This is a genomic window from Stutzerimonas marianensis, from assembly GCF_022810315.1.
GTDB lineage: Bacteria > Pseudomonadota > Gammaproteobacteria > Pseudomonadales > Pseudomonadaceae > Stutzerimonas > Stutzerimonas marianensis.
On the sequence record NZ_JALGRD010000009.1, the window covers coordinates 282604 to 294911 of the forward strand.

The 12308-nt window shown below is 52.1% G+C and carries 7 protein-coding genes and 4 pseudogenes; 10 read left to right on the forward strand and 1 reads right to left on the reverse strand.

The window, feature by feature from the left end:
- Positions 1–8: 8 nt before the first annotated feature.
- From MST27_RS17355 to MST27_RS17395, 9 genes and pseudogenes are all read left to right on the forward strand, one after another.
- A complete protein-coding gene (locus tag MST27_RS17355; protein WP_243607202.1) occupies positions 9–434 on the forward strand; it encodes a potassium channel family protein in 426 nt (141 codons plus the stop codon).
- Positions 435–510: 76 nt separating this feature from the next.
- The gene (locus tag MST27_RS17360; RefSeq protein ID WP_243607188.1) at positions 511–1011 is read left to right on the forward strand and encodes a CinA family protein; all 501 of its coding nucleotides are present in this window, start codon (positions 511–513) and stop codon (positions 1009–1011) included.
- An 84-nt stretch (positions 1012–1095) separates the two neighbouring features.
- Positions 1096–1287, forward strand: a pseudogene (locus MST27_RS17365) (recombinase RecA); the annotation flags it as partial.
- 113 nt (positions 1288–1400) lie between these two features.
- The gene (gene recA / locus MST27_RS17370) at positions 1401–2447 is read left to right on the forward strand and encodes a recombinase RecA (RefSeq protein WP_243607189.1); all 1047 of its coding nucleotides are present in this window, start codon (positions 1401–1403) and stop codon (positions 2445–2447) included.
- A 99-nt stretch (positions 2448–2546) separates the two neighbouring features.
- Positions 2547–3561 (forward strand): annotated as a pseudogene (locus MST27_RS17375) (IS30 family transposase).
- A 51-nt stretch (positions 3562–3612) separates the two neighbouring features.
- The gene (locus MST27_RS17380) at positions 3613–5694 is read left to right on the forward strand and encodes a hypothetical protein (RefSeq protein WP_243607190.1); all 2082 of its coding nucleotides are present in this window, start codon (positions 3613–3615) and stop codon (positions 5692–5694) included.
- On the forward strand, positions 5691–7952 hold the full coding sequence (locus MST27_RS17385) for a hypothetical protein (RefSeq protein ID WP_243607191.1): 2262 nt from the start codon (positions 5691–5693) through the stop codon (positions 7950–7952). The genes MST27_RS17380 and MST27_RS17385 overlap by 4 nt, the downstream gene beginning before the upstream one ends.
- The gene (locus MST27_RS17390; protein WP_033957572.1) at positions 7945–8424 is read left to right on the forward strand and encodes a hypothetical protein; all 480 of its coding nucleotides are present in this window, start codon (positions 7945–7947) and stop codon (positions 8422–8424) included. The genes MST27_RS17385 and MST27_RS17390 overlap by 8 nt, the downstream gene beginning before the upstream one ends.
- Positions 8417–9625 carry a tyrosine-type recombinase/integrase gene (locus MST27_RS17395; RefSeq protein WP_020309188.1) on the forward strand — a complete coding sequence of 403 codons (1209 nt, stop codon included), beginning with the start codon at positions 8417–8419 and terminating at the stop codon, positions 9623–9625. Before MST27_RS17390 ends, MST27_RS17395 begins: the two co-directional genes overlap by 8 nt.
- 409 nt (positions 9626–10034) lie before the next feature.
- On the opposite strand, the pseudogene MST27_RS17400 reads toward MST27_RS17395, so the two are convergent.
- Positions 10035–10568 (reverse strand): annotated as a pseudogene (locus tag MST27_RS17400) (IS3 family transposase); the annotation flags it as partial.
- Between the two features lie 133 nt (positions 10569–10701).
- On the opposite strand from MST27_RS17400, the pseudogene MST27_RS17405 reads away from it, so the two are divergent.
- A pseudogene (locus MST27_RS17405) lies at positions 10702–12308 on the forward strand (DUF4158 domain-containing protein); the annotation flags it as partial.

Sequence of the window (12308 nt, forward strand, 5' to 3'; positions counted from 1 at the left end):
CGGCCAACGTGTTGGTGGTGGCGGTCGTGAACATCGTTATCGTCGCGGCCGTGGTCGCTGTTCACTACGAGTTTCTCTCGCGGCTGTCGTCGCGCAAATCGGGGCCGCGCCTGAATCCTCGCCTCGGCATCGTGATCGGCGTGTGTGGCGCCCTTACAGCGCATGCGGTCGAGGTCTGGGTGTTCGCCTTCGCCTATTACCTGATGCACCGCGCACCGGGTTGGGGTGAGCTGTCCGGAGAGTTTGCCGGCAGCCTGCTCGACTGCGCCTATTTCTCCTTCACCACGTTCACGACGCTGGGCTTCGGCGATATTCACCCAGTAGGGCCAATCCGCTTCTTGACTGGAGTGGAAGCGCTCACGGGGCTGGTCCTGATCACCTGGACTGCTTCTTTCCTGTTTCTTGAGATGCAGCGCCACTGGACCGTTCGATGACCTCGGACGGGCGCCAGGCTGACCGAGCCCGGGCCGACTGTTAAGGTAGGGCTTCGACCCGACACGCGGAGCTTTCATGTCCCGCTCGACCGATCTTGCCGCCCAACTGGGGCGCGCGCTTGAGCAACAGGCGGCGCAGGTGACCACCGCCGAGTCCTGTACCGGTGGTGGGATTGCCGAGGCCATCACCCGTATCGCCGGCAGTTCCGCCTGGTTCGAGGCGGGTTTCGTCACCTATTCCAATGAACAGAAGACCCGCCAGCTGCAGGTGCCGGCCGCTCTCTTCGCGACGGTCGGCGCGGTCAGTCGTGAGGTCGTCGAAGCGATGGTTCGCGGGGCGCAGCAGGCCAGCGGAGCACGGTATGCCGTAGCCGTCAGTGGCGTGGCGGGACCAGGCGGAGGCACGCCCGGCAAACCGGTCGGAACCGTCTGGTTGGCCTGGGGACGGGACGAGGCGCGATTCGCGCGGTGTTTCCACTTCGCGGGTGATCGCCAGGTCGTCCGTGAGCAGAGTGTAGAAGCGGCGCTCGTCGGATTGATCCGCCTGGTGAATGGAGAAAATCCTGCCGAGGGCTAGGCGCTCGATTTTGCCTATGCTCTAATACTGTCTACTTATACAGTTGTTGTGGCCTCTGGCCCTCTTGATCAAGTGAGGATTGTAATGGACGAGAACAAGAAGCGCGCCTTGGCTGCCGCCTTGGGCCAGATCGAAAAGCAGTTCGGCAAAGGCGCAGTCATGCGCATGGGCGATCATGATCGCCAGGCGATTCCCGCTATTTCCACCGGTTCGCTGGGGCTGGACATCGCGCTGGGCATCGGCGGTCTGCCCAAGGGTCGGATCGTCGAGATTTACTATTCACGCCCATAAAAACGGTTCATGTGAGTGAGTGACTGATTTTAACTGGCCTCCAGGCCGGTAGCAAAACCAAAACCAGTTCATATATCAGCTTAAGCGAGGGCAAGACGATGGAAGCCAACAAGAAGAAGGCGCTGGATGCAGCTTTGTCGCAAATCGAGAAGCAGTTCGGTAAAGGCGCAGTGATGCGTATGGGCGAGGAGCCAAAAGAACCTATTCCGGCTGTTTCAACTGGCTCTCTCGGACTTGATATTGCACTTGGTATTGGTGGAGTACCCGAGGGGCGTATAATTGAGATTTACGGTCCAGAAAGTTCCGGTAAGTCCACTTTGTGTTTGCAAATTGTCGCACAAGCACAAAAACTTGGAAAGGCCTGTGCATTTATAGATGCCGAACATGCGCTTGATCCACTGTATGCTGAAAAGCTTGGAGTTGATCTTGATAGCTTGTTGGTATCGCAACCGGATACGGGCGAGCAGGCATTGGAAATTACCGATATGCTCGTGCGATCCGGTTCTATCGGAGTCATTATCGTCGACTCGGTAGCTGCATTGGTGCCGAAGGCTGAAATCGAAGGCGAAATGGGTGACTCGCACGTGGGCCTGCAAGCCCGCTTGATGTCTCAAGCGCTGCGCAAACTGACTGCAAGTGTAAAACAGACCAATACCATCCTGGTATTTATTAACCAGATTCGCATGAAGATCGGTGTGATGTTCGGCAACCCCGAAACTACAACTGGGGGAAATGCACTTAAGTTTTATTCCTCTGTGCGACTTGATATTCGCCGCACCGGTGCCGTTAAGGATGGCGAGACCGTGATTGGCAGCGAAACCCGCGTTAAGGTCGTAAAAAACAAGGTGGCCCCACCGTTTAGGCAGGCAGAGTTCCAGATCATGTACGGTGCTGGAATCTACAAGATGGGCGAACTTATCGATCTAGGTGTGCAAGAAAAACTGATTGAAAAGTCAGGTGCTTGGTACAGCTACCAAGGCAACAAGATCGGCCAAGGTAAGGCAAACGCTGCGCAATGGTTGAAAGATAACGAGCAGGCCGCACAAGAGCTTGAGAAGCAGATCCGGGACAGGCTGCTTAGTGTCACTCCAGCAGCCAAACCAACTGGCAGCCCTATTTCTGAAGTTCCAGAAGTCGAATATTGATCGACGTTTAAGGCAGCACCATCTGGTGCTGCCTAGATAGTATGGGCGGCCGCAAAAGCTGAGTGCAACACCTGACCATTCCGGTACGGTGCTGCCCCTATGTCCTATTCCGAACTCAGCGTTGCAGAGCGCGCCACTATCCAAATCGGTCCTGCCCAAGGCTTCAGTCAGTGAAGGATTGCCTGCCTGATCAACCGCTCCCCTTCGACCATCTGCCGGGAGCTGCGTCGTAAACGCGAGGTTTGCGGCACCTGATCGGTCCTCGGAGCCCAGCAGCAGATGCAGCGCTGGCGCAAAGCCTACCGCCCCAGACGCAAATTGCTGCCAGGCTGTGAGCGCTCCGAACGGTTCGCTCATATGCTGCGTGAACGTTTGTCTCCCGAGCAGATTGCCGGCAAGCTGCGCAGCATGAACATACCCAACCTAAGAAATGCCTACGTCTGTCGCGAGACGATCTACAACGCGATCTATCCCCTGCCCGTCGGTGAGCGGCGCAAGGAGCTGATCATCTGTCTGCGTCAAGGTGAGACGACATGCAGGCCGCGTTCTGGTGGTGTAGATCGGCGCGGCCTGATTCCCAAGATAGTCAGCATCCACGTGCGCCCGACGGAGATCAAAGACCGCTTGATGCCGGGCCATCGGGAGGGCGACCTGATCAAGGGCAAGGCCAACGTCTCTGTGGTAAGTGCCTTGGTGGAACGCACCAGTGGCTACCTGATGCTGAACAAGATGAACGACGCGACGGCGACCTCGGCGTTGGAAGGCTTCAGTCCGGCGCTCAATCGCATGCCGCTGGCGATGCACAGGAGCATGACCGACGGCCAGGGTCGGGAGATGGTGAGACACGTGGATATCACCCAGAAGACCGGCGTGGCGATCTACTTCTTTGACCCGCATAGCCCTTGGCAACGTGGCAGCAACGAAAACATCAACGGCCTGAAACGCCAGTGCCTGCCCAGAGGAATGGACTTGTCGGTATACAGCAAAGAACAGTTGGATGCCATCGCACTGCAATTGAACATGCGTCCGCGTAATCGCTTCGACTTCAAGTGTCCTATCGAAGTTATGGGCGAGGTAATGCATGCGGCATGATGCTCCAGCTTCAATTCGATAACCGTATTGCACTCAGCTTCTCTAACCGCCATGAGTATTGCAGGAAGGCACTATGCTCAAACTGAAGAAGGGATACACCGAGCGCGATTTCGGTAAGTATACTGAAAGCCTTGGTCATTACTTTTGCAATGCTCTCGTATCTGCATACGAAATATTCTGGCCAGATAATAGCTCAACTGAGGTCACTTATTTTTATCCCATCATTAAATTTTTAGATTTCTTGGCCGAAGATGGTTCGCAAGAAGAACTCAGGAATTTCTTGAAAACTGGTGAGATCTCAGATCTAGGCGAATCGTACATCGTTGTGCTTTTCCATAATCTAATGAGCGGCTTTCGCAGTAATCTTGATAAGTTAGAGATTGAAAATCGAACAAAAAATACCTATGCGGCCGGCGTACGAGCGTTCGTTCGCCATCTTGCAAATCGTGGTGTCGTACCACATGGCTTGTACATCAAAGGCTTCAAGTTTGAGCGTGGAATAGGCTCCACTCTGCTTGATGTGACCATTCATAAAGAGGTTGACATCCAAGCGCTGATTTCTCAGCATCAGGATACGTTGATTTCCGAAGGGCTTGATGATCTCGAAGGTATGGAAAGCCTTCTTTCAAATCTATTTAATGAGGCAGGTGCCTGTGCTCCGCTGGAAGATTCGTTTGATATTATTGAGGCATCTGCTCGCGTCTTAGATAGTCGCTTGGAAGTATTGAAAAGCGCCAGTGCGGATTTAGTCGTACAGCACTATAAATTACTTCAGGATGCAGAGCAGTGGGTGAAGTGTCAAGCATATCAACGGAAAGCGAAAGGCTTGAGGGATATGTTTGATCAGCCTGGCATCGGGGTAATTGGTGGCCAGGCGGCAAAAGTTAGGGGTGAGGAATACGCCATCATAATGGATGGCTGTGCTCTGCAAGTGATAGTTACTTACTGTCATATCTATCATGGCGGAATTTATCCTTCAGATGAGGATGCTTCCTACTCATTCTTGTCTAGCCGCATACAAAAAAGCAGTATCACCATATCTGATGTTAGAAGCGCCCTTGGATATTCGCGTGAAGCTCGTGTGGCTGCGTTTGTATGGCTCTCGATCAAATATGCAATCAACCCCGATGCTCTATTAAATCTCACAACGAACTGCCTTATTTCCACGGGCAATGATGGTCAGTATCAGCTTGTCTGGAATAAGTTACGCAAAGGGACTGAGAATCAGGAGTCAGTAGTTGTAAATTCGCGAATGGACGGGGTTACACTTACTTGCGATACCTTGACAGCCGTTGATGTTGTTGAGTATCTGAAGGTATGCACTGAGCATATTCGCGCTTTTACACGCGATGAAGATCGCAATAGTTTGTTTATTGGGTTCTACAAAAACTATACAAAAGGAACTGGCGGTGAGCGAGTGTATGTGCCGTCAAAGCTCGCGCTTAACACAATCAATAATAGTTTCAAATCGCTCTGTCGAGAGGTCTCCGGTGAGCGCTGGTCGAGTACACTAAAAGCGCTGCGTGGCAGCGTTCTTTTGTTGACTGGCCTTGTAACCCGAGATGCCATGCAGGTAATGCTGGTCGGTCGTCATAGTGACTTGACGATGGCAGCGAAGTACACCCACCACCTGCCTGAAATACTGCGCCGTGAAAAAAAGGTTCGCGAATTTTTGGACTGGTTTGAAACAGTATTGACCGTCAATATTGATCAGTTTGCAGAGAAAGTCGGTATTGATCCCGAGGCTTATGATATACGCAAGCAAAGGATTCTCAATCAGCAGTTCGGCGGCATACATTGCTCAGATCCCATGGCCGGCGTACAGCCTGGCACGATAGAGGGGGAAGTCTGTCATCGCATCGATAAGTGCGTCAGTTGCTCGAATCGCCGTAGTTTGTTTCTTGCCACAAAAGAAAATATTGCCAATGTTATCCACTGGCGCGAGGTGCTGGCAAAAGCCGAAGAGAGCTTAGGGGAAGTGGAGTTTTCAAGGTGGAGTCTGTGGAAGTTGTTCGTGAGTTCAATTCTCGACAGGCTCTACAGTGCGCGTGAACAACGCAGATTGCTTACTCAAGCAGAAGAGTATTGCAATAGCCATCAGAATCCATATATTGATGTTATCCCTGTTTTCGTCATCGAAGAGGCTACAGTATGAGTGTCATTAGTTTGAATGCTTACAGAAGTTACTTCGATGATGAGCGCGGCCTAAGTGATCTTGGCTCTTATTACGCATCCTGGTTTGTCGGTGTGTCGCGTTTTCCTGATAATCAATGGGTTGTAGAGGATAAAACAGGCCAACAGATTATCCGCTTTGATGTTGCCGTGGCGCCTAATGAACTGCTTACGGATAATGAAGATCTCTGTTATGCGGTTAAGCTTTCGGCATACCTTGCGCGCGCTATTACTCATGACAGAAAGACAGGCGGCCTTTTGTCCGGTGCTTCTCAGTATAACTATGTCAATAACATTATTAACCACGTTCGCTGGCTCAGGCTCCAAGGTGTTAATCATCTTTCCAGTGTGAATGATGGCGTATTTGCATTTTTTAGGGATTCAATTGCTAATCCGTTGTATGTGCGCCTGAATCTTGAAGATCGTTTGCGAGAAAAGCTTGACGAATTGCAGGGTATTCCTGCTTGTCTTGAGCAATACAAAGTGTTCCGAAGCAGGGTTGGTCATGTCGAATTTAATAATAACAAACTAAGCGAAGCTCTCGGTGTTAGTGATAGGCTTCTAGGAAGCGCCGGATCACCGATGGTAGTGATGTTAACCAATTTTCGTCAGCATAATGGTTTTTACATTAAAAATAGTATCAAGGATCGTTATGCAGGGGGTAGTGTCAAGGAAACTGCAGAGACTAGCAGTCAAGACTCAATCCGCAAAGAACTGACGTCTATATCAAAGCTGTATCGTCAGTGCCAGATATTCAAAGACCTTTTTCCTGTTAGCCAGCGGATACCCGAGGATTACTTTCAGAAAAATAATATCAATCCCCAAAAAATATCCAAAAATATGGGCCGGGCCGGCGAGCGCACGCGCGATATTCCGCAGCCAATTTTCTTTGAGTTGATGGATCGGGCTATTCGCTGGGTTGTGGATTATGCCGAGCCGCTGCTTGAACTTGGCTCTCAAGCGCTCGCGCAGTACGAAGAGTACGTTAGTCAAGTAGGGCGCGGCGGGAAAGAAGTGCATAAGGTGCACTATGCGTCGAAAAAAATGCGCTTCTGGCTTAGCAAACAACTTGAGTGGCTGGATGGCCATCCGGGCAGTCCATATCCCATAAGTGGGTTTACAAAAGATACTTCTGCCAAGAACTTTGAATCGGTCTTGCCTGCTGAGCAAATTCAAAATGGTCACGCACTTCGTGCTCAAGGATTGACATATCAGGAGATAGGCGAGCGCTTGGGTGTGAGCAAAGCAACAGCACATAATCTTATTACTAAGGGGGTTGCTGTTAGCGGTGCATCGCTTAATAAATGTCTGTATCACTTACTCCCAACCGCCTGCTTGCTTGTTATCTATTGTTTCACCGCCAGGCGGCAATTCGAAGTCGAATCGTTGCAAGCAGGATGCTGTGTGGATACTCCGAACGGCCCGGTTATCCGCATGTACTCTGCCAAGGTTTATCAAGAACACGAGTATTTTCCGGTCACGAAGCTTGTTGCTAAAGCGGTTCGCGTGCTTGAGGCCCTGACTGAGCCGGTTCGCAATGGAGAAAGCCAGTCGTTACTTACTTTCCCGGCGCTAGGTGGTGGGGAAATTAATTATTGGTCAAGCGGCAAAGTCAACGAATTCGCTGAGTACGTCGGCGTTCCAGACAATGAAGGAACCCCTTGGCAGTTTAGCGAGCACCAGTTCCGCCGCTTCTTCGCTATGATGTTTTTCTACAAGTTTGAGTCCGGTGATCTTGCAACGCTGTCCTGGCACTTGCGTCACACAGATTTTGAAATGACCGCCAAGTACATCACGGACAAAGACTTCCGCAGAGCTTTTGAAGAGATCAAAGCAGAACGCATTGTATCATTTGCACAGTCTGCTGCTAATGCAAGAACTGAAGCGCTCTGCGGAAATATGCAGAAAGAACTGGGTGATTTTTTCAGTTCGTTTGATGCTGTTTCAGAGAGTCGCGCAGAAAAAATGATTGGGAAGGTTGAGGAAATCGGCTACATTCTTAACTTTGTGCCTGACGGTGCATGTTTTGGCCAGACGCCGACCTTATTAGAGCGCAGTAAGTGCCTCATGGATGATGCTGTTCAAACATCTTCGGCTTGCCGAGGGTCGTGTGTTGGATGCCCTAATTTGCTGGGCTTTGAGACTGGCATCAGTGCGGAAGATGTCGGCTTGGTTCTTGATCCTGCATCGTCACCGATGCTTAAAGCGTTTGCCGACAGACAGGGGGCTCACAATGTCTAAGCATGTTAGTGAAGCGAACCGGCAAAAGACAGAGCAGAAGATACAGCGCAAGCTCAACGGTCTGAAGCACTACATCGAAAACGGGGTGGCCGATTTTCCAATTCCGAAGAAGTTCACCCTCAACTGGTTTGCTGCCTTGGCTTCTGAGCCCTACGAGAGCGTCTCTAAGGCCGGTGATCAACTTAGGACGGGTTCAGCCACTCACGAGCGTGTGATCTCGTCACTGGCGAGCGCACAGTCGGTTTTGGAGAACGGCAGGGCTGAGCAGGGCATTTGTCTCAAGTCAAAGCGAATTAGCGAACTTGACGCGAAGGTAAAAAAATATGAAACGATGGTGCCTGGCTTGTCGCAAACCATCGTTGAATTGCTTGATCAGGTGCGTGAACTTGAGCAGCGCATCTCCTTGCAACAAGCCCAATGGGCAGACAAGCAATTCAGTGTCAACAAGCTCAAGGGAGGCTCAAATGTATGAGCTATTGCCGACGAAAAATGGACAGCACATCGTTATTGATGAGTCGGGAGTGCTTCAGCGTCACGTAACTCAATATTTGCTTGATCTTGAAAGCGTACAGTGTCATGAGAAATCCTATGTTCGTCAGATCGCATATCGACTCAAGGCGTGGTTGAACTGGCTTGGTGCACGCGATATTTACGATGTCACAGACAGGCTTTTGTGCAAGTATCGTGATGAGCTAAAGATCTCTGGCGACCTTGAAGCAAAAGCTATTAATTACCGAGTTTCATCCGTCTGCGCCTTCTATTGGTATGCCGAAAACACGGGCTTGTGTCGTGGAGTGATCGGTTCTAACGACATGCTAAGCGGTCGAGTGTTTCGTATCGTCGTAAATCTGACGACGCAAGCGAGTAGTGCGAACTATAAAATTCCTTTTTTGCTTGGAACTGTTCAGCAGGCAAGAAAGCGTATTCCGTCCGCAGACGAAATTGCAGCCCTGAAAGATGGCATTGCTGATAAAACTTTGGAATGTGGGCACCCGCTCGCCGAAGAAATTAATGTGCGCAATCAATTGATGCTTCGTTGGATGGCGGAGGCAGGACTGAGGCGCTTGGAGGTTGTATCCCTGCCTGTGAGTGCAATTCCGACCAAGTTCAAGCCCGGAACCATGGTGATGGTCACTTTGACCAAAGGCACAAAGTTTAGCAAGGTACGTGACGTTGAGGTCGAGTCCTCTCTGATTCAAGAGACCCTTGATTACATTGCGTATGAGCGTCCGGAGATAGTCCGAAAGTGCCATGCTGGCCATGATCCTGGCGTTGTGTTTGTCAGCACTTATAATGCAAACGGCGGCACGTTTACTGCGCAAGCTATCACCGACCTGCTCGATTCTGTAGATAGTGAAATTTCGCCGCACGCGCTGCGGCGCTATGCGTTGACACGTTATGCTGCTTATCTGTATCGCATTCAGCTGTCGCTTTACAAAGCCGGCGAGAACGCCGAAATAGACAGGCGTAGCATCGAGTTGCGGCTAACTCAGCAAGCGGGTCATAAAAAAGTTTCTACAACATTCAGATCATATGTCGATGTGGCTATCGCAATGACTTTGTCTGATTCTGGGATCAGCTCGCTCGAGGAGTGTCGTATACTGCTGCAAACACAGCTTTCGATGATCACTTCCCAGATCGAAACGGCGAGATCGCTCGCAAAAGAAGTGTAAAGGTCGCTCCGGAGGTGGGACTGGGAACCAGATGTTTACACACTCCACGAGGACATCATGCGTCTCCGTGCGACCCATCCCAGTATCCCTTGGAGGATACCGCGTCCCGTTACGACTCGTGTTGCCGCCATGCAGGTAAGCGCGGGACAGTCCATAGTTGAATGTCTTGCAGCCAGCTCGGTCTGCACACAACCGCTGCACGCGCCCCCTGAATCCGTACATACCGGATCGAAAGGACATGAGAAAGCGTACATGGAGGCGTCGTCAAACCAGGACTGAAGGTAGTGACGGAACAGGGTGAGCATGCCGCCGGCCGTGTAGTCTTGCACAGAAGAGATGTACAAGAGGAATGACAGGTCCATCGGCAGCATGAATCGCCCCGGGTTTCGTGGAGGCCGTTTCGTTTAAGTCAGGCCGCCATGGCCTGACTTGCTTGTTGCTGGTGGAAGTTTGCCTCAGCCTCCGCAGGCGGGATATACCCGATTGAGCTCAACAGCCGCTGGTGGTTGTACCAGTGCACCCATTTCAAGGTCGCCATCTCAACAGCTTCACGACTCTTCCATGACTGACGGTAAATCAGTTCAGCCTTGTACAGCCCGTTGATAGTCTCGGCCAAGGCGTTGTCGTAGCTGTCGCCCTTGCTGCCAACCGAAGGCTCAATGCCGGCCTCTGCCAGCCGCTCGGTGTAGCGAATAGAGACGTACTGGCTGCCACGGTCGCTGTGATGAATCAGTCCACCGGCACGGTGTGGCTGGCGGGCGTACAGGGCCTGCTCCAGGGCATCCAGTACGAAGTCGGTCTTCATGCTGCTACTGACTCGCCATCCCACGATGCGCCGCGCAAAGACGTCGATCACGAAGGCCACATACAGCCATCCCTGCCAGGTCGACACGTAAGTGAAATCCGACACCCACAGCTGGTTGGGGCGGTCGGCCTGGAATTGGGGTCATGCCGAGATATAAGGAAAATTCACTCACTTCGCACGTAACGTGTTGATGCCAAGAGAATTTACCAAGTCGACCGCACAGCCTCTGATCGTGGACTATCTTTTCTGACTCCTCAGAAAAGGAGTTCCTATGGCTTCATTAGAGCGTACGGCGTATCCCACTCTGCCAAAGGCGTATTCAAAAGCTGAGCTGCAGCGTGATTTTTCGTGCTCAGATGATGAGATTAAGTGGGTACGAAGCAAGTCCAAGGCCCCCTTTCACCTCAATCTCGCCGTTCTCCTAAAAACCTTTCAGGTGCTCCGATATTTTCCTGATATCACCGACGTACCTATTCAACTGGTGGACTTCATTCGCGGAGAGTTGGGTCAGCGTAGCAAGGTGAAACTCGCGGAATACAAGTGGTTCCAACAATATCGCCACATGAACGCGATCCGAGCTCGCCTCGGTGTGACGGCATTCTACGGCTCTGATGCCATGGAGCTCGCCGAGCGGCATGCCAAAGCAATGTCGTTTGTGCTTGACCAACGCGCCGACATCATCAACTCCGTAATCGAAGAGCTGATCAGCCAGGATTATGAGCTCCCTGCTACTCGACCCTGAATGATCTCGCTGAGCGAATTCATGCCGAATCCCAAGAGGCAATATTCAACCTCGTAGTAACCAGAACGCCAGTCGAGGTGATCCACAAGTTAAAGGATCTGCTCGACACTGATTTCGGCCGACGCCAGAGCGACTTCAATGCGCTGAAGCAGGCGCCCAAGAAGCCATCTCGCAAGCACTTGGAGGTGCTGATCGATCATCTGGCTTGGCTCGAGAGCTTCGGGGATCTGGATGCCATTTTTGGAGGAATAGTCGACACCAAGATCCGCCACTTCGCTGCCCAAGCCGCGGCGTCGGATGTAGCCGAGCTGAAGGACTGCTCACTGCCGAAACGCTACACGCTGATGCTGGCCTTGATCTACCGCATGCGCGTGCGGACCCGGGATCACCTGGCCGAGATGTTCATCCGACGGATTTCGACGATCCATAAACGCGCCAAGGAGGAGTTGGAGCGAATCCAGGCGCGGCAACGCCAGAAGCTGGAGCAGTTGGCGGCGACCCTGGATGGCGTGGTGCAGATTCTGGTTCAAGAACCGGATGACCAGGAGGCTGGCAGTCTGATTCGGGAATACCTCTCCCCCGGTGGCAATTTGGATCGGTTGCGTGAGACTTGCGCCGAAGTACAGGCTACCGGCGGTAATAACTATCTGCCGCTGATCTGGAAGCACTTCAAGTCCCATCGCTCGTTATTGTTCCGTCTCAGCCACCTTCTCCAACTGGAGCCCACGACTCAGGATCGATCGCTGGTTTAGAATCTTCAACTGATCCAGGACAGCGAGAATCTACGCCGCGAATGGATCGACGAGCACATCGACTTGTCGTTTGCGTCGGAGCGCTGGGTCAAGGTCGTTCGTCGTCCTGCCAGTGAGGGGCCACCGACCAACCGGCGCTATTTGGAAGTTTGCGTATTCTCCTACCTGGCCAGCGAGCTGCGATCGGGTGACATGTGTGTACAGGGGTCGGAATCCTTCGCCGACTACCGCAAGCAGTTGCTGCCCTGGGAAGAATGCCTGCAGCGACTACCGGCCTACTGCGAAAAGGTCGGGCTGCCAGGCACGGCGAAGGAGTTTGTTGGCTCCCTCAAGACCCAGCTGGAGGAAACCGCGCAACAACTGGACGACAAATTCCCATCTTGC